This is a genomic window from Kocuria massiliensis (assembly GCF_900169715.1).
Taxonomy (GTDB): domain Bacteria; phylum Actinomycetota; class Actinomycetes; order Actinomycetales; family Micrococcaceae; genus Rothia; species Rothia massiliensis.
In genome coordinates, this window is record NZ_LT835160.1 from 463,669 (window position 1) to 481,927 (window position 18,259).

At 62.4% G+C, this 18,259-nt stretch carries 16 protein-coding genes; 5 read left to right on the top strand and 11 right to left on the bottom strand.

The genetic code is table 11. The annotated features are described in order from the left end of the window. Nucleotides 1–1,011, top strand: a complete 1,011-nt coding sequence (locus tag B9Y51_RS03535) for an inorganic phosphate transporter (RefSeq protein ID WP_085528790.1) — start codon at nt 1–3, stop codon at nt 1,009–1,011. Between the two features lie 132 nt (nt 1,012–1,143). Here the strand turns inward: B9Y51_RS03535 and pstB are convergent, their stop codons facing one another. From pstB to pstS, 4 genes are all read right to left on the bottom strand, one after another. Next, the gene (pstB, locus tag B9Y51_RS03540; protein ID WP_048681794.1) at nt 1,144–1,923 is read right to left on the bottom strand and encodes a phosphate ABC transporter ATP-binding protein PstB; all 780 of its coding nucleotides are present in this window, start codon (nt 1,921–1,923) and stop codon (nt 1,144–1,146) included. Nucleotides 1,924–1,951: 28 nt separating this feature from the next. Then, nucleotides 1,952–3,064: a phosphate ABC transporter permease PstA gene (gene pstA, locus B9Y51_RS03545; protein WP_085528791.1), complete on the bottom strand. Its 1,113-nt coding sequence runs from the start codon at nt 3,062–3,064 to the stop codon at nt 1,952–1,954. Continuing rightward, nucleotides 3,061–4,083 carry a phosphate ABC transporter permease subunit PstC gene (pstC, locus tag B9Y51_RS03550; protein WP_082156814.1) on the bottom strand — a complete coding sequence of 341 codons (1,023 nt, stop codon included), beginning with the start codon at nt 4,081–4,083 and terminating at the stop codon, nt 3,061–3,063. The genes pstA and pstC overlap by 4 nt, the downstream gene beginning before the upstream one ends. A gap of 112 nt (nt 4,084–4,195) precedes the next feature. After that, nucleotides 4,196–5,299, bottom strand: coding sequence for a phosphate ABC transporter substrate-binding protein PstS (pstS, locus tag B9Y51_RS03555; protein WP_085528792.1), 1,104 nt, complete (start codon nt 5,297–5,299; stop codon nt 4,196–4,198). 242 nt (nt 5,300–5,541) lie between these two features. Here pstS and B9Y51_RS03560 point away from each other — a divergent pair, with 242 nt between their 5' ends. From B9Y51_RS03560 to disA, 3 genes are read left to right on the top strand one after another with little or no spacing between them, the layout of a single operon-like run. Continuing rightward, the gene (locus tag B9Y51_RS03560) at nt 5,542–6,747 is read left to right on the top strand and encodes an FUSC family protein (protein WP_085528917.1); all 1,206 of its coding nucleotides are present in this window, start codon (nt 5,542–5,544) and stop codon (nt 6,745–6,747) included. A 30-nt stretch (nt 6,748–6,777) separates the two neighbouring features. Next, nucleotides 6,778–8,193, top strand: a complete 1,416-nt coding sequence (gene radA / locus B9Y51_RS03565; RefSeq protein ID WP_085528793.1) for a DNA repair protein RadA — start codon at nt 6,778–6,780, stop codon at nt 8,191–8,193. A gap of 43 nt (nt 8,194–8,236) precedes the next feature. Next, nucleotides 8,237–9,307, top strand: a complete 1,071-nt coding sequence (disA, locus tag B9Y51_RS03570) for a DNA integrity scanning diadenylate cyclase DisA (protein ID WP_048681808.1) — start codon at nt 8,237–8,239, stop codon at nt 9,305–9,307. Nucleotides 9,308–9,431: 124 nt separating this feature from the next. Here disA and B9Y51_RS03575 read toward each other — a convergent pair whose 3' ends face one another. Continuing rightward, on the bottom strand, nt 9,432–10,250 hold the full coding sequence (locus B9Y51_RS03575) for a hypothetical protein (RefSeq protein ID WP_143467976.1): 819 nt from the start codon (nt 10,248–10,250) through the stop codon (nt 9,432–9,434). A gap of 67 nt (nt 10,251–10,317) precedes the next feature. Here B9Y51_RS03575 and B9Y51_RS03580 point away from each other — a divergent pair, with 67 nt between their 5' ends. Beyond that, nucleotides 10,318–11,325, top strand: coding sequence for an HhH-GPD family protein (locus B9Y51_RS03580; RefSeq protein WP_085528796.1), 1,008 nt, complete (start codon nt 10,318–10,320; stop codon nt 11,323–11,325). A gap of 15 nt (nt 11,326–11,340) precedes the next feature. On the opposite strand, the gene B9Y51_RS03585 is transcribed toward B9Y51_RS03580, so the two are convergent. From B9Y51_RS03585 to panC, 6 genes are all read right to left on the bottom strand, one after another. Beyond that, nucleotides 11,341–11,868 (bottom strand): amino-acid N-acetyltransferase, encoded by a 528-nt coding sequence (locus B9Y51_RS03585; protein ID WP_048681818.1) that lies wholly within the window; start codon nt 11,866–11,868, stop codon nt 11,341–11,343. A 146-nt stretch (nt 11,869–12,014) separates the two neighbouring features. Continuing rightward, entirely contained in the window at nt 12,015–14,627 is a 2,613-nt protein-coding gene (locus B9Y51_RS03590; RefSeq protein WP_085528797.1) for an ATP-dependent Clp protease ATP-binding subunit, read from the bottom strand. Nucleotides 14,628–14,825: 198 nt separating this feature from the next. After that, nucleotides 14,826–15,170: a histone-like nucleoid-structuring protein Lsr2 gene (locus tag B9Y51_RS03595; protein WP_048681824.1), complete on the bottom strand. Its 345-nt coding sequence runs from the start codon at nt 15,168–15,170 to the stop codon at nt 14,826–14,828. 210 nt (nt 15,171–15,380) lie between these two features. After that, entirely contained in the window at nt 15,381–15,575 is a 195-nt protein-coding gene (locus B9Y51_RS03600; RefSeq protein WP_238651096.1) for a hypothetical protein, read from the bottom strand. A gap of 60 nt (nt 15,576–15,635) precedes the next feature. Further along, the gene (gene lysS / locus B9Y51_RS03605; protein WP_085528918.1) at nt 15,636–17,084 is read right to left on the bottom strand and encodes a lysine--tRNA ligase; all 1,449 of its coding nucleotides are present in this window, start codon (nt 17,082–17,084) and stop codon (nt 15,636–15,638) included. A 122-nt stretch (nt 17,085–17,206) separates the two neighbouring features. After that, on the bottom strand, nt 17,207–18,163 hold the full coding sequence (gene panC, locus B9Y51_RS03610) for a pantoate--beta-alanine ligase (RefSeq protein WP_053089998.1): 957 nt from the start codon (nt 18,161–18,163) through the stop codon (nt 17,207–17,209). Nucleotides 18,164–18,259: the final 96 nt, after the last annotated feature.

Genomic DNA, 18,259 nt, shown 5'->3' on the forward strand with positions numbered 1-18,259 from the left:
GTGGCCTACGTCCTCTTCGCTGTGTGCGGGGTTTTCCTCCTAGGCTTCACCGCGATCGTATGCTTCCACGACGCCTCGAATTCCATCGCGGTGCCGGTTCGCGCCCGCGCCCTAACGCCCAAGATTGCCCTCGGTCTCAACGCGTTCTTCAACGTCCTCGGCCTCGCAGTCGGAGCCCTCACCTTCTCATCGAGCACATTTTTGTGGCTCGACATTCCTCACGACTCGATCGGCCTGGCGGTGCTGACGTCGTCTCTTCTGACGGTTATCCTGTGGGAGTTGATCACCTGGTGGCGTCGGGTTCCTTCGTCGTCGACTAATGCCCTCTTCGGGGCGCTCGTAGGAGCGCTCTGGGCCACCCAACACGTCGGGCTCGGGGACCATGCCAGTATCACCGCACGTCCGGTGATCGACGTCATTCTGCCGTTGGTCATCGCTCCGCTGGCCGCCTTCACCCTTGCCTGGATTCTGGTCATCCCCCTCGTCAACCTCTTCCAGCATGCGGGTCCGGACGGCATCCATCGTCAGTCACGGTTCGTTCTCACGCTCAGCGCCTCGGCCATTTCCCTGGGTCACGGCATATATTTCGGTCATCGCGTCATGATCATCGCCGCGATGATGTTTCTCTCGATCGGCCAACCCCTCAGCCAGGTCCAGGCCATGTGGTGTTGCCTTCTGTTGGGCGTCATGATGGTGATCGGCTGCTTGCTCGGAAGTTGGCGCATCAGCCACACCATCGCCGACCGTCTCGTGCGGATCGACCCGTTTCGCGGAGCCATTGCCCAAGGGGTCACCGCGGTCCTCATTTTTCTGACCGGTTCCGTCGCCAAAGACCCCTTCTCTTCCTCACACTTGGCGGCTTCCGCCGTGCTGGGTGCGGGGTCGAATCAACGATTCCACGCGGTGCGGCCCCACATGGCCGCCCGTTTGGTCATGATGTGGGCCGTCACCTTGCCCATTTCGGCGGTTGGCTCGGCGATCTTCTTCCTCGCGCTCTCACCATTGTTGTAATTCCAAGGCCCCGCCGGCTCCTCACAACGACGCCTGAGCGGGACAGCACCAGATCCGCGGGAGTTTACGCGAAACGCCCGCGACATCGTCCCGTTTCCGAGCGACGTCGCGGGCGTGCACGCCTCATGCGGCCTAGCCGAAGCGTCCGGAGACGTAGTCTTCCGTGGCCTTTTCCTTCGGATTGTTGAAGATCTCCTGCGTGGGAGCGTATTCGATGAGTTTGCCGGGTTTACCGGTTCCGGCGATGTTGAAGAACGCGGTTTTGTCGGACACACGAGCAGCCTGCTGCATGTTGTGCGTGACGATGACGACCGTGTACTCCTCTTTGAGCTCGTTGATGAGGTCCTCCACAGCGAGCGTGGAGATCGGGTCGAGCGCGGAGCACGGCTCATCCATCAGAATCACGTCGGGACGCACCGCGATGCTTCGCGCGATGCACAGGCGCTGTTGCTGACCGCCGGAGAGGCCAGATCCGGGCTTCTCCAGGCGGTCCTTGACCTCTTCCCAGAGGTTGGCGCCCCGAAGGGAAGATTCCACGAGTTCATCGGCATCGCTCTTGGAGATGCGACGGGAGTTCAGCTTGACGCCGGCCAGCACGTTATCGCGAATGGACATTGTCGGGAACGGGTTCGGGCGCTGGAAGACCATGCCGATCTGCGACCGAACACGAACCGGGTCGACGTTCTTGCCGTAGAGGTTTTCACCATCCAGATTCACCTTGCCCTCCACGTAGGCACCGGGAATGACCTCGTGCATGCGGTTCAGGGTGCGGAGGAACGTCGACTTGCCACAACCCGAGGGGCCGATGAACGCCGTGACGGATCGCGGTTCGATCGCGATAGAAATGTCATCCACCGCGAGGAAGTCGCCGTAGTAGACGTTGAGGTGCTCGACGTCGATGCGCTTGGACATGTGTTTCCTTTACTTCGGTTCGACGGGCTCAGCGGCCGGTCTTGGGGGCAAAGACTTTGGAGATCAGGCGTGCGATCAGGTTCAACACCATCACGATCACGATCAGGATCAAGGCTGCAGCCCAGGCGCGGTCCGCGGAGACCTCGGGGGCCGTCGGCGATGTCGGGTTCATGATCTGGTAGTAAATGAACGTCGGCAGCGTCGTCATCCATCCGCTAAACGCGTTGTAGTTGATGCTGGCGACGAATCCGGCGGTGACGAGGATCGGTGCCGTCTCGCCAATCACGCGAGCGATGGCCAGGGTCACGCCGGAGGAAATGCCGGAGATCGCCGTCGGGATCACGACTTTGGTGATGGTGCGCCATTTCCGGACGCCCAAGGCGTAGGACGCCTCGCGCAATTCGTTGGGAACGATCTTGAGCATCTCTTCCGTGTTTCGCACGACCGTCGGGATCATGAGCACGGACAGCGCCACGGAGGCGATGAATCCAAATCGGGCCGACGGGTCGCCGAGCACCTGGACAAACAGGGCGACGGCGAACAAACCGGCGACGATCGAGGGGATGCCTGTCATGACGTCCACCAGGAACGTGATGATTCGTCCGATCCACCGGAAGGCCCTGTTGGCGCTGCTGTATTCGGTCAAGAACACCGCGGTCAGAAGGCCAATCGGAACCGACATCACGGCAGCCCACAACGTGATCATCAGAGTGCCGATAATCGCGTGATATGCGCCGCCGTAGGCCGGGCCGCCGCTCTTGGTCTGGTTATCCGTGACGCCGCTGACGCCGTTCATCGACGTGCTGAGGACGTTGCCGGACAGCCCGGGGATTCCGCGGCTCAGCACGACCCAGATCACCGAGATCAAGGGGATCAGTGCGAGGATGAAGGCCCCGTACACGAGGTAGCGGGCGAAAGCGTCTTTTCCTTTGCGACCACCTTCGATGGAACCGACCACGATCGGGCCGACGACCACGAAGATGATGGCCGCGAAAACGGCCCAGAGTCCGATGCTGAATCCCACGAGGGCCGAAAGAGCGGCACCGAGGATGATGGCACCGGCGCCGATGGCGTACGGCAACCAGCCCGGAGCTTGGCCGCCCGTCAATTTCGAGGGGGTGTGCGTACTCGTGCTCGTCATGAGTTAGCTCCAGAGAAATTCTTGTAGCGGCTGACCACCAGGCGGGCGAGCAGGTTGACCACGAGGGTAATGGCGAACAAAACCAGGCCCGCGGCAATGAGTTCGTTCAGGCGCAGGCCGTATGCCTCCGGGAAGTTCAATGCAATTTCCGAAGCGACCGTCTGGTTACCGGATTGAATGAGCGACGGGTTGAACGGGCCGCCGGAGAGAACCAGCGTGACGGCCATGGTCTCGCCCATTGCGCGACCCAGAGCCAGCATGATCGACGAGATGATGCCTGCACGGGCGAACGGGAAGACGGTCATGCGGACCATTTCCCATTTCGTCGCGCCGAGGCCGAGGGCCGCTTCTTGCTGCAGGACCGGAGTTTGAGCGAAGATCTCGCGACACATTGCCGTGATGATCGGCAAGATCATGATGGCCAGCACGATGCCGGCGGTCAGGATGGTCTTGCCCGTCGCCGTCGCCGGTCCCTCAAAGATGGGGAGGAAGCCGAAGACCTCGGACAACCAGTCGTAGAACGGCACAATCTTCGGGGCTAGCACGGATGCGCCCCACGCGCCGAAGATCACCGAAGGGATCGCGGCGAGGAGGTCAATCACGTATCCCACGGCTTTCGCGAGTCGCGGCGGAGCGTAGTGGGAAATGTACAGAGCAACGCCAATTCCCACGGGCGTCGCGAGCAGAAGGGCAATGGCGGATGCGATCAGAGTGCCGACCACCAGCGGCCAGATGTACGCACCGAAGCCCTTGCCACCGGTGATCTGAGAGGCGCTGGCCCCGAAAACCGGAGAGGCCTGCCACGTCAGGAAGAAGGCGACCGCCGCCAGGACAACGAGGATGATGGCACCGGCGATCACGGTGACGCTCGCGAAGGCCTTGTCCTGAGCCGGCCCGCCCTTGACGTTGGAGCCCGACTTCTTGGTATCGCGGCGGGATCCTTGGGGCTCGTTGTCGTGGTCGTCCCCGGGCGTGGACTGCACGCCGTGCTCGGGAACCGTCGACGAAGAATGAGACATGAATCCTCGAGACTCTCTACTGATCGGTGGTGAAAGTTTTGCAAGAGATTCCCGCCAGGGCCGGTGGGCTCTGACGGGAATCTCGATCAACCGTCATGGTGACGGCTGGGTGTTACTTGGTCTTGATCGAGTCGATCGCCTTCTTGGCGTCTTCCTGCATGCTCTTCGGCAGCTCGGCCGACTTGGCAGCGGAAGCAGCCGACTTCTGGCCGTCCTCGCTCACGACGTAGTTCTCGAAGCCCTTGACCAGGTCGACGGTCTTCTGATCCTTGTAGGTGGAGCAGACGATGTGGTACGAAACCAGGACGATCGGGTAGGAACCGTCGTTCGGGGTACGGTTCAGCTCGAGCGACATGTCGTGCTCGCCGCGGCCTTCAACCTTCTTGGAGCTCTCGACGGCCTTCGAGGCGGAATCGGCGGAAACCTTGACGAAGTCCTGGCCGTCCTTGACCTTGGCGGTCTTCAGATCGCCCACGGCCGACTCATCGGCGTAAGTGATCGCACCATCGGTGCTCTGGGTGGTGGAGACGACGCCGGAGGTGCCCTTGTTGGCTTCACCAGCGAAATCCTTCGGCCAGTCGCCGGAGGCCTTCTGGCCCCAAGCGCCGTCGGAGGCCTTCTCGAGGTAATCGGTGAAGTTCTCGGTGGTGCCCGAGTTATCCGAACGGTGAACCACGGTGACCGGGGTGCTCGGGAGCTTGGCATCCGGGTTGAGCTTCTTGATGGCCTCGTCGTCCCAGGTCTTGATCTCGCCCTTGAAGATCTTGGCGATGGTCGGGGCGTCGAGGTTCAGCTCGTCAACACCCTTGACGTTGAAGGCAACGGCGATCGGGGAAACGTAGACGGGAATGTCCATCGCTCCGTCGGGACCGCACTGCTCCTTGGCCTGGTTGTACTCCTCGTCCTTGAGGTGAGCATCGGAGCCGGCGAAGTTTGCGCCGCCCGACAGGAATGCCTTGCGGCCCGCGCCGGAGCCATCCGGCGAGTACTGGACCTCGGCGCCGGAGTTGGCGTTCTGGAAGTCGGTCTGCCACTGGGTCATGGCTGCCTGCTGGGCGGAGGAACCGACGCCGGAGAGCTTGCCGGAGACGTTGGCCGAAGCGGCGCTGTTGTCCGACTCGGACTTGCCAGTGGCGTTATCCGAACCGCAAGCGGTCAGTGCGATGGTGCCGACGGCCGCGATGGCGGCGAAGCGTCCGATGCGAGAGATCTTCACGAAAGGTACCCCTTCAAGAGTGCTATGTGTTTCGGCGTCCAAGGCCGCCAATTCAGGCCGCGGATCATCCGGGATGTGTAGTGGACCGGTAGAAACCGTTAATGTCCGTTGGAGGAACTCGCGAGTACTACCCCAACACCACTCAACGCTAAGGAGACCAGGTATCCGCGGGGGCAGTTCTCGGTGAACGGGACGTGAACTTTTCTCCTCTCGGGAATTGGGCCGCCGACTATGATGACCCCATGGCCGGAAATACCTTGACTCAGCGGGCACGGTCCGCGCGCAAAGAACTCACATCACGAGTTCGGCTAGGTATGTCGCGAGTTCGGGCCGGTTTCTTCCAGTCGGTTCAGATCACGGCGGCCGCGGTGGGTGCCTACTTCATTGCGGAGGCCCTCCTCGGCCATCACCAACCGCTCTTTGCTGCTACCGCCGCGATCGTTTCTCTCGGGTATGTCCGTGGCGGCAACCACATGCGCCGCATTTTGGAAGTGGCCATCGGCTGCACGCTCGGCATCGCCGTCGGCGACGGTCTCATGTATTTCCTCGGGCGAGGACCGCTCCAGGCCATCGCCGTTCTCCTCGTTTCCTTGTTATTGGCTCGATTCCTCGACAACGGGACCATCTTTTCGACCCAGATGGGCCTGCAAGCCGTGCTCGTTGTGCTCCTTCCTCCCGCGATCGACGGCCCTTTCGCGCGAAGCTTCGACGCCGTCATCGGCGGCCTGTGTGCGCTGCTGATCATTGCCCTGGTCCCTCAGGACCCCCGGCGTCAGCCCAAGGACGAAATGATCCAATTGACGAGGGAATTCTCGCGAGTCCTTCGAGAGGCTTCGGAAGCGATCGGTCACTACGATGCGTCTCGGGCGTGGCATGCCTTGGCCCGTGCCCGCAAGACCCAACCGTTGCTCGATGCCATCGAATCCTCGCTCACGACCAGCAAGTCCTTGGCCAGGGTCGCTCTGACCCGTCGTCAAGCACTCGACGACGTACGGGCCTACGAACGTGCCCTGCGAGGATTCGACTACTCCATCCGAAACGCGCGGGTGCTGGTGCGACGCATCGCGAACGTCATCACCACGGTGCACCTACGAGACGAAGCGATCCACTCCCTCCACGACGTCCTCCTCGAACTGTCCGAAGCCGTGGACGTTTTGGGGCTCTCCCTCCAGGCGCAGTCGGCGGATGCTCGGGACGCCATGCGCCGTAGGGCCCGGATTGACCTCAGCTCGACCGCCTCAAAGCTCGACCCGCAAGCGATGGGGGTCCGGACCTATCAGGGTGAGGCTCTGGTCATGATGATTCGTTCCCTCACGGTAGATCTGCTCGTCCTCACCGGGATGGAGAATCAGGCCGCCAGCAAGGTTTTGGTGACGATTCATCAGGAGCTCACCGAGGCGATGGACGTGGTGGATCCGGAGGATACGCCGCACCGCAAGAACTCTTAAGTTGTCAGTGCCGGCCCGTACGATGCTCGTATGAGTCCCGCACGAAAAACCTCTCGCAATACCAACGCCTACCGATGCCGCGAATGCGGCTGGACCACGGCCAAATGGGTCGGTCGCTGCGGGGAATGTCAGCAATGGGGCACCATCGAGGAGGCGGGCGGTCAGACCGTGGCGCGCACCGCCCCCGCCCGAACCGTCGAGACTCCAGCACGTCCCATCGCCGAGGTCGATGCTTCCGTCGCACAATTTGCCAGCACCGGAATCGAAGAATTCGATCGCGTGCTCGGTGGTGGGTTGGTGCCAGGTGCCGTGATTCTCATGGCCGGTGAGCCCGGCGTCGGTAAATCCACACTTCTGCTCGACGTCGCGGCGACTTTCGCGAGAGGCGAGCGTGCAGGGGCCGACACCGAGTCTCAGGGGCACGATGTCCTGTACGTGACCGGCGAGGAATCCTCCGCCCAGGTCAAGCTGCGGGCCGATCGCATAGGCGCCGTCTCGGATACCTTGTACCTCGCGTCGGAAACCGACCTCGGGTCCGCGTTGGCCCACATCGAGGCCGTAGCCCCTCGCCTCCTGATCGTGGACTCCGTGCAAACCCTCGCAAGCGCCGAGGTCGAAGGCTCGGCCGGAGGCGTCACCCAGGTCCGGGAGGTCTCCGCTTCGATCATCGCGGAGGCCAAAAAGCGCAACATGACCACGCTGTTGGTGGGGCACGTAACCAAGGAAGGCACCATCGCCGGCCCCCGGCTCCTGGAGCACCTGGTGGATGTCGTGTGTCAGTTCGAGGGGGATAAGAACTCCCGCATCCGCATGTTGCGGGCGGTCAAGAACCGCTTTGGTCCGACCGACGAAGTGGGTTGCTTCGATCTGGTCGAAGACGGCATCTCCGGAGTCTCGGATCCCTCAGGATTATTCGTCTCCCGCACGGCCCACCCCGTGGCGGGCACGTGTTTGACGGTCACGATGGAAGGCCGGCGTCCCTTGCTCGCCGAAGTTCAGGCCTTGCTCGACGAGTCCTCGACGGCTCAGCCCAGGCGTGCCACGGCAGGGCTCGACTCCGCGCGGACCGCGATGCTCCTGGCGGTGCTTCAGCGTCGCGCCGGATTCAACGTCGGCAAACTCGATTGCTACCTCTCGACGGTCGGAGGTGTCAGACTCACCGAACCGGCGGCAGACCTCGCGACGGTCATGGCCCTCGCCTCGGCGGCGGAAGACCGCCCACTCCCCCGAAAGCTCGCCGTCTTTGGCGAGGTCGGTCTGGCGGGCGAGGTTCGAGCGGTCCCCGGGATCCGCCAGCGCATCGCTGAAGTTGCCCGGTTGGGCTTCACCCACGTCATGGTTCCCGCCTCCCCCGCTGGCGTGGACGGCATTCCCGAGGGCGTGCATGTCAAAGAGGTCTCGTCCGTCGTCGAGGCCGTGGACACGCTTTTCCCGGGGCGCTCGTGATCCTCACCGTGCACCGTCGATTTCACACGTTAGGCTGGTGAACGTGCCTACCTCCCGCAAAAACCAACTCAAGAAGACTCTGGCTTTGCTCGCGCCAGGAACACAGTTGCGCGACGGTCTTGACCGGATTCTTCAGGGCCGAACCGGAGCGCTCATCGTGCTTGGCGCCGGTGAGGCCGTCACCTCGATCGCCAGCGGTGGGTTTGTGATCAACACCGAATTTTCGGGGACCGGCCTGCGGGAGCTGGCCAAGATGGACGGCGCGATCATCTGCAACAAAGAGGTGACCACGATCCACCAAGCGGGCGTCCAGCTGATGCCCGACCCGGAGATCACCACCACCGAATCCGGAACCCGTCATCGCACCGCAGAACGCGTTGCGAAGCAAACGGGCTGCCCGGTCATTTCGGTCTCCAAATCGATGAGCGTGATCACCATTTATGCCGACGGCCAGAGGTATCCCCTGGAAAATTCCCAGGAGATCATGGCCCGCGCCAACCAGGCGATTCAGACCCTGGAGCGATACACAGTTCGCCTCGAACAAGAACTCTCCAACCTCTCGGCCCTCGAAATCGAGTCTGCCGTGACCGTCCGGAACGTGGCTCTGACGCTGCAACGGCTCGAACTCGTCCGTCGCATTTCGGAGGAGATCGGGGACAGCGTCGTCGAACTCGGCGATCAGGGGCGCATGGTGGCGATGCAGCTGGAAGAGCTCGTGCTCAACCAGCCGACGACGGAACTCGTGTTCCGGGACTATCTCCCCGATTCGGCCAACCCCAAGGTGATCCGACGCGCGCAGAAAAGCCTCGCCGAGCTCTCCCCCGTGGAACTCGCCGACCCCGTGGCCGTCGCCCGCGCCGTCGGGCTGCCTGGCGGAGCAGACTTGGACTACACGCTGCACCCGTGCGGGTACCGGCTCCTCAATGGCGTGAAGTCGATCCCGCGAAGCGTCGCCGAGCGTCTGGTGGAGAGGTTCAACGGCCTCCAAACCTTGATGGCCGCCAACCTGGAAGACCTCCGCAGCGTGGAAGGCATCGGGGAATACCGGGCGCGCAGCATTCGCGAATCCCTCGCCCGCATGGCCGAATCCAGCCTGTTAGACCGGTTCATGTAACCGTCGGCGCCCTGAGCTCTCCGCCAGAACACTGAGGTCGTCGGCACAATTCGCACAGAGCCCCCGGAAGGTGATCCTTCCGGGGGCTCTGCGGTCAGCGGTTCCTGCTCGGGGCGACTAGCGCCTACTGAATGACTATCGGTTGGCGTTCGCTCGGAACCCCATTCACGGAAACCGTCAGCCAGTAGTAGCCCGGCTGAACGGACTGGGATGCAGCTCCACAACCGACACTGTTAATGGTGCGGTCCCAGGACTGAGAGGTCGTTTCACTGGCACCCGGCTGGATGGTGGCTTCCTTCGGTGCGGTGGCTGGCCCGCAATTATTGGTCGAGTAGACGTCGGCGGGGCCGGAAGTGATGTCGTAGGTGACCTTGGCTGAGCTGAGGTCCATCGTGCACGGGTTCTGCGCGGTGTTCTTGACGGTCGCCGTCATAACCGGGTTCTCCCCCGGACCAAAGGTCTTCTTATCCACGGCGGCCTGAACCTGAATGTTCGAACCGCAGGCCTCAACCTTGGCGGGTTCGCTGGGCTTCGGTGCCGGCGCGGCCTCGGCGGATGACTCGCTCGGTGATGGCGAAGCCGTGTCAGACGGTGAGGCGGAGCCGGAAGCAGAGGGTTGGTTCGAGCCGCTGGGCGACCCACTGGGCGAGGCAGAAGCAGAGGCAGAGGCAGATCCGCTCGCGGAGGCCGACGAGGTAGGCCGTGCGCTGAAGCTCGCAAAATTATCGGTCGCCGACGAGGACGAGCTCGAGGCCCCGCCACCACCGAGACTCGCGGCAACTTTGCCGATGGCAAAGACGACGGCCCACACCACCAGGATGATGACCAAAAGGGCCAGGATCACCGCAATGATTCGGCGACGGCGATATACCTCGGGTGCCTCGCGCTGGTAACCGCTCTCCTCGTATTCCCCATCCTGCATGGGGTCTTCATACTCTGCCATGTGTCTAAGGCTACTAAAACAATTTCCCAACTCAGCGCACGAAACGAGCCACTACAGTGGTCACGTCATGAATTATTCGACTCCAGCGAGCACCACGCCTTCCCGCGGCCTCAGGCAACCGGTTTCAGAGCCCTCGCTCCCCTCTCCGGAGCGGCTCCAGCGACTCCATCACGACGTCGTGCGCTGGTATGCCGAACACGCGCGGGAGCTGCCGTGGAGGAGTCCGGACCGCACGCCATGGCAGGTCATGGTCAGCGAGTTCATGCTCCAGCAAACCCCGGTAATCCGTGTGCTCCCCCGGTGGCACGAGTGGATGCGCCTGTGGCCAGAGCCCGCCGACCTTGCCCGCGCCTCGACCGGCGAAGCGGTCCGTCAGTGGGGTCGCCTCGGGTACCCACGCCGTGCCCTGCGATTGCACGCCGCGGCCGTGGCCATAACGGAGAAACATGACGGGCAGGTTCCGGAAAGCTACGACGACCTGCTGGCCCTTCCCGGCGTCGGCTCGTACACCGCCGCGGCCATTTCGGTCTTCGCTTTCGGTCACCGCCAAACGGTGATCGATACCAATATCCGCAGGGTCCATGCCCGGGCCGTCACCGGTAAGGCGTTGCCGTCGAAGTCTTTGACGGCCGCGGAATCTCGCCTCGCGGATGCGCTCATGCCGGAGGACGACGACGCCGCGGTCGCGTGGAATTCCGCCGTCATGGAGCTGGGAGCGTTGGTGTGCACGGCTCGAGCGCCCCGGTGCGATGAATGCCCCATTCTCCACGATTGCGCGTGGGTGGCCGCGGGACGTCCCGAACCGGAGTACGTTCCCCGAGGTCAGTCCTGGAAAGGAACGGACCGGCAGGCGCGCGGAGCGGTGATGGCCGTGTTGCGACAGGCGGAGCGCCCCGTCCCGCAAGAATCCCTGCTCAGCCCCACGGACGCCACCCCGAACGTACCCGAGAAGCCTCTGGCGGCCCTCCGGGACCTTGGGTCGAGTCGTGAACAACTTGAGCGTTGCATCGATGGCCTCGTGAAGGACGGCCTCGCACACCGCGACTCCGACGGCGCGTTGTCGCTTCCTCGATAGCGGTTCTCGGCCTCGCTACGCCGTAAGAAACCGAATCATGCGGGTGTTCCCCAAAGTATTGGGCTTAACCCGTGCGAGATCGAGGAATTCGGCGACACCTTGGTCATGAGAGCGCAACAGTTCGGCGAACACGTCAGGGTCGATCGTCTCCTGATGGGTCATGACCTCAAAGCCCATCCGGCGGAAGAATTCGACCTCGAAGGTGAGGCAAAAGACGCGGGTCACCCCGATCGTCTGAGCCCGCTCAAGGAGCGCCTCGACCAGCATGCGCCCCACGCCCCGCCCTCGGGCTTCCGACGACGCAGCGAGGGTGCGAACCTCTCCGAGGTCTTCCCACAAGATGTGGAGGGCCCCGCAACCCAAGAGTCTGCGATTGCCGCCCGATTCGTCGGTCTCCTCGACCACCAGGAATTCTTGGATGGCCTCGAAATAGTCCACGGCCTCCTTGGCGATGAGGGCTCCGGAATCCACGTACGGCTGCACCAGCCGGCGAATCTCGGTCACATCGGTGGTTCGGGCGGGGCGCAGCGTCAGGGTCGTCATGGGCGTCGAGTTTACGCCTCCCCTAGTGGCGGGTGAACGTCGTCGCCCTGTACGCACAGGTTGTTAACGACGTCGGGGCCGGCCCTGAGAAGGGCCGGCCCCGAAGGATGCGGCGTCACCGGTTGACCGGCGACCTCCGCTTGAGGTTACGCCGTCGCAGATCCTGCCGCGCCGCCGCTACCGCCGCCGTCGTAACGGGGAGGGGTCGACGGGCGGGAGACCTGCTGGGTGTCCGGGTTCGAATCGGTCGATTCCGAGTCCCCGTAGTCGAATCCGTCGTCGGAGAGTTCAGACATCTTCTGCGACGAGAACGTGAAGGTCGCGTCGTCGCCTTCGCCCTCGACATCCACCGTGATCTTCTCGCCGGACGTGATCTCGCTGTAGAGAATCTTCTCCGAGAGCTGGTCCTCGATCTCGCGCTGCATCGTCCGACGCAACGGGCGGGCACCCATCGCGGGATCGTAGCCGCGCTCACCGATCAGCTTCTTGGCGGCGTCGGTCAGCTCGATGGACATGTCCTTCTCGCGCAACCGCTCGGCCAAACGGGCCACGAACAGGTCCACGATCTGGATGATCTCTTCCTCGGAGAGCTGCGGGAAGACGATGATGTCATCCACGCGGTTCAGGAACTCGGGGCGGAAGTGCTCCTTGAGCTCTTCCTGCACCTTGGCCTGCATGCGCTCGTAGTTGGTCGTCGGATCCTCATGGGACTGGAATCCCACGGGGACGCGGCGGGAGATGTCCTTGGTGCCGAGGTTGGTCGTCATGATGATGACGGTGTTCTTGAAGTCCACGACGCGGCCCTGAGAGTCGGTCAAGCGACCGTCCTCGAGGATCTGCAACAGCGAGTTGAACAGGTCCGCGTGGGCTTTCTCGACCTCGTCGAACAGAACCACGGAGAACGGCTTGCGGCGCACCTTCTCGGTGAGCTGGCCGCCCTCTTCGTAGCCCACGTATCCGGGAGGAGCACCGAAGAGTCGCGACACCGTGTGCTTCTCCTGGTACTCGGACATGTCCAAGGTGATCAGGGCGTCGTCGTCGCCGAACAAGAATTCCGCGAGGGCCTTGGCGAGCTCGGTCTTACCGACGCCGGTGGGGCCGGCAAAGATGAACGAACCACCGGGACGGCGGGGATCCTTGAGCCCAGCGCGGGTACGGCGGATCGAGCGGGACAGAGCCTTGATGGCGTTGTCCTGGCCGATGACGCGGCGGTGAAGCTCCGACTCCATGTTGAGGAGGCGGCCGGATTCTTCGTCCGTGAGCTTGTACACCGGCACACCGGTGGCCGCGGCGAGCACCTCGGAGATGACGTCGGGAGTGACCTCGCCCATGGCGGAGTCGCTCTCCTTCCACTTCTCTTCCTGCTCGTCCTTCTCCGCGATGAGCTTCTGCTCCTTGTCACGCAGGGAGGCGGCCTTTTCGAAGTCCTGCCCGTCGATCGCGGCCTCCTTTTGGGAACGCAATTTGGCGATGCGTTCCTCGAGATCGCGGATCTCGGGCGGGGCGGTGAGGCGCTTGATGCGCAGTCGAGCGCCCGCCTCGTCGATCATGTCGATGGCCTTATCCGGCAAGAAACGATCCGAAATGTACCGAGCGGAAAGGCTCACGGCGGCTTCCAGAGCTTCGTCCGAAATGGTCACGCGGTGATGCGCCTCGTACTTGTCGCGCAATCCCTTGAGGATCTGGACGGAGTGAGCTTGAGAGGGTTCGTCCACCTGGATGGGCTGGAAACGACGTTCCAGCGCGGCGTCCTTCTCAATGTGCTTGCGGTACTCATCGAGCGTGGTGGCGCCGATGGTCTGCAATTCGCCACGAGCCAGCATGGGCTTGAGGATCGAGGCGGCGTCGATGGCGCCTTCCGCGGCACCCGCGCCGACGAGCGTGTGGATCTCGTCGATGAACAGAATGATGTCACCGCGGGTGCGGATCTCCTTGAGGACTTTCTTGAGGCGTTCCTCAAAATCACCGCGGTACCGGGACCCAGCGACGAGGGATCCGAGGTCCAGCGTGTAGAGGTGCTTGTCCTTGAGCGTTTCCGGAACATCGCCGCGCACAATCGCCTGAGCCAAACCTTCGACGACGGCGGTCTTACCGACGCCGGGCTCACCGATGAGCACGGGGTTGTTCTTGGTGCGACGAGACAGAACCTGCATGACGCGCTCCATCTCCTGGAAACGGCCAATCACAGGGTCCAACTTGTTTTCGCGGGCCTGTGCGGTCAGGTTGGTGCCGAACTGGTCCAAAACGGCCGAGCCTGCCGGAACCCCGTCCTTGCCTCCGGCACCCACGCCCGCGGTCTCCTTGGAGTCGCCCGAGCCGCCCTGATATCCCGAGATCATGTCGATCACGGTCTGGCGGACGCGAGAGGGCTCTGCGCCGAGCTTCGAGAGAACCTGCGAGGCCACGCCCTCTCCGGCCCGAATGAGGCCGAGCAAGATGTGTTCGGTACCGATGTAGTTGTGTCCGAGCTGAAGCGCTTCACGCAGTGAGAGCTCGAGGACCTTTTTAGCGCGAGGTGTGAAGGGGATATGCCCGCTGGGAGCCTGCTGGCCAGGCCCGATGATGTCTTGCACCTGCTCACGGACGGAAGAAAGGGTCACGCCCATGGATTCCAACGCCTTGGCGGCGATGCCTTCACCTTCATGGATCAGACCCAGCAACAGATGCTCTGTGCCGATGTAATTGTGGTTGAGCATGCGGGCCTCTTCTTGAGCCAGCACCACAACACGCCGTGCGCGGTCCGTAAACCGTTCAAACATAGGTGATCTCCTTGTACGTCTTTGACTCGATGCTACGCAGAGAAAATCCCTGATCCTGAGCTGTTCGCCAGCGGCGAGACGACATAAAGCTCAGGGCGGAAAATGCGTCTGCATTTCCGCCCTGAGCTGGAAAATTACCTCTCAAGCAACTCCTCATCGGAGAAGATTCGTCGCCTCAGGCAATTTCTCGTAAATGACTTAGGAGTCCTTCTTACGTGCCGCGTAGTACGCGTCCTGAATCTCCTGGTGAATGCGGCCGCGGTCGGAAACGTTGTAACCGTTGTCCTTGGCCCACTTACGGATCAACGCGGTCTCAGGGTTACGAACCTGACCCGAGCCCTTGGCCGACGTGCGAGCGGCGGTACGAGCCTGCACGCGCCGAGCCTTGGCGGCGTAAGGACGGATCGCGTCCCGGAGCTTTGCGGCGTTCTCGGAGGTGAGGTCAATTTCGTACTGACCGCCATCCAGACCAAAGCGAACCGTCTCGTCTGCCGAGCCGCCCTCGAGGTCATCTTCCAGAATGATCTTTACTTTCTGAGCCATGAATGTCTCCTCAATCCTTGTGAGCATCCGGCCGGCGCGGATTTGCGTTCTCGACCGTAAAAACGATGAGCGATGCCAGTGTCCCCAACACTCGAATCGCGACACTAAAGCCAATGTGACTTTTTATTCGTATGAGTCACAGGTTATCAATCAAAAGAAGAAATTCACAGTCGAATCCGCAGGATCAGCAATGTACTTCCTGGGAATTACTTATGAATCCTTGTCAGCGCGGGGTTGGAAAATCTCCCCATCGCCCTCTCGCTGTCGAATTTCCTCATACCAACGCCGTGCGTCGTCCTCCGAGGTGCTGCGTGCTTTACGTTCTGCGCTGTCCGCCCGGAACGCCCAGCGCATCAACACGTAGAAGACGACGCCGATCGCCACAGATGGCAGTAAAACGGCCACATATTCCACGGCTTGACCTTCTCTCCGGGCAACGAGGCCCGATCCTTGGATTACCCGAATCTATTCGGGTTTCATCAGCGGAAACAGAATGGTTTCGCGGATGCCCAATCCAGTAAACAACATGATCAAACGATCAATTCCCAAACCGAAACCGCCCATCGGCGGTGCCGCATGTTCCAGGGCGCGCAGGAAATCCTCGTCCAATTGCATGGCTTCTTCGTCGCCACCCGCAGCCATCCGAGACTGTTCGGTCAGGCGTTCACGCTGAATCACCGGGTCGATCAACTCGGAGAATGCCGTTCCACGCTCCATGCCACCAATGATGAGGTCCCAGGCCTCAATAACCCCGGGCTTCGCACGGTGCGGGCGCGCAAGCGGCTGGGCCGACGGCGGATAATCACACACAAAGGTCGGATTAATGAGCGTAGGCTCCACGAATTCTTCAAACAGCTCCATGACGAGCTTCTCTGCGCCCCACGCGGGGTCCACCGAGACGTCGCGCTGCCGGGCGATCTCACGCAGGGTTTCGGCGGGCGTCTCTGGCGTAATCTCCTGGCCCACGGCCTCGGACAGGCCCGGGTAGACGCCAAGCCACTGCCACTCGCCCGTGAGGTCCACGGTTCCGGCGTCGGTCTCGATCTGATGGATGCCCACGGCATCCGCGCAGGCCATGATGATCTTGTGGATCAGCTCGGCCATCGTGAACTGGTCACCGTAGGCTTGGTAGGCCTCAATCGTCGTGAATTCGGGGCTGTGGGTCGAATCCACACCCTCATTCCGGAAGACTCGTCCCATCTCAAAGACCCTGTCGATTCCGCCCACCACCGCGCGCTTGAGGTACAGCTCGGTCGCGATGCGCAGCGTCATGTCCTGGTCGAAGGCGTTGAGGTGCGTGGCGAAAGGCCGAGCGGTCGCGCCGCCGTGCACGAGCTGCAACATCGGGGTTTCGATCTCGATGTAGCCTTCGTCGATCATCACCTGGCGAACGGTGTTGATGATCTTGGCCCGGCGTCGGACTACTTCCTGCGCTTCCGGACGCACCATGAGGTCCAAGTACCGCTGGCGGATTCGGGTTTCCTCGTTGAGGTCCTTGTGGAGGGTGGGCAAAGGACGCAGTGACTTGGATGCCATGCTCCACTCGTCCACCATCACGGAGAGCTCTCCGCGGCGAGAACTGATGACCTCGCCGTGCACGAACACGTGGTCTCCCAGGTCTACCAGGGCTTTCCAGTCATCCAGGTTGTCCTGGCCGGCCTTGGCCAACGAGATCATGGCCTGAAGGCGCGTGCCGTCGCCGGCCTGGAGGCTCGCGAAGCACAGCTTGCCGGTATTGCGCACGAACACCACGCGACCGGCCACGCCGACGACGTCGCCCGTTTCATCGCCGGCTTCCAAACCTTCGTACTGCTCGCGAATGGACTGGATGGTTCGCGTGACGGGCACGCCGACCGGGTACGACTCGCGGCCCCGCTTCAGCAATTCCGCGCGTTTGTCCATGCGGATTCGCATCTGCTCGTTGACCTCGGCGGAGGTATCGGTGGCGTGCGGCTGCTGGGAGGTCGAATCTGAGGTAGTCACGGTCTCAAGCCTATCGTTGGTTCCTGGAAGGAAAGGTACGGGGAAGCGAACTTCTAGATGACGTCCATGTTGTCCAACAGGCGCGTCTCGCCCACCCGGATCGCCGCTAGCGCGGTGGCACGTTCGGAATTTTCGGTTGGGGCCGCGAAGGTCGTGGGATCAACGATCTCCAGATATTCGAGTTCGACACCGTCGCGCTCTGAAATGCGCTCCCTCGCGGCGTCGACGTCGATACCTGCATACCCACGGGAGAGGCCTTCCTCGCGCAACAGTGCCAAGGTCCGAGACAGGACGAGGGCCGCACGGCGTTGCTCCGGGGAAAGGTAAACGTTGCGAGAAGAAAGAGCGAGGCCATCGTCGTCGCGGACTATGGCCACCGGGCACACGGTGATGGGGATGTTGAAGTCCGCAACCATGCGTTGCACCAGGGCGACTTGCTGAGCGTCTTTTTGCCCGAAGTAGGCCCGGGCGCGGTACGTTCCCGCCGCCGAGACGACCACGTTGAAGAGCTTATTGACCACGGTCAAGACGCCGTCGAAGTGCCCCGGCCGGGCCGCGCCTTCAAACATGGTGCCCAGTTTTCCTGAGCTGACCCGCACGAGCGGCTCACCATCCGGGTACATGGCCTCGAGATCCGGGGCGAACGCGATGTCCACGCCGTATTCGCGGAGCATCTCGAGGTCTTTCTCCTCGGTTCGAGGGTACTTTTCGTAATCCTCATTCGGACCGAATTGGAGGGGGTTCACGAAGAGGGAGACCGCGACGACGTCGTTCTGTTCCCGAGCGCGACGGATGAGGGTCGCGTGGCCCTGGTGGAGGGCGCCCATCGTGGGGACGAGGCCCATGGTCGCGACGCGGGGCTGGCCGGGTTCGCTGGCCGGGTCCATTCCCTCAGAGGTGATCCGCTCGGATTCTTCCGCGTGGATTCGAGCCTCGGCTTCGCCCATTCGTTGGCTGATCTGGGCGAAAAATTCTTCCAGGGTGCGAGCAACATAAAGCTCACCCGTCATAGTCGTCCTTCCTTCACCGGTACCAGACGTCATGTCGACCTCTCTGGCCGACCCGGTAAGTGAGGCCGACGCGCAGAGAACAGTCTCGCCCGATGC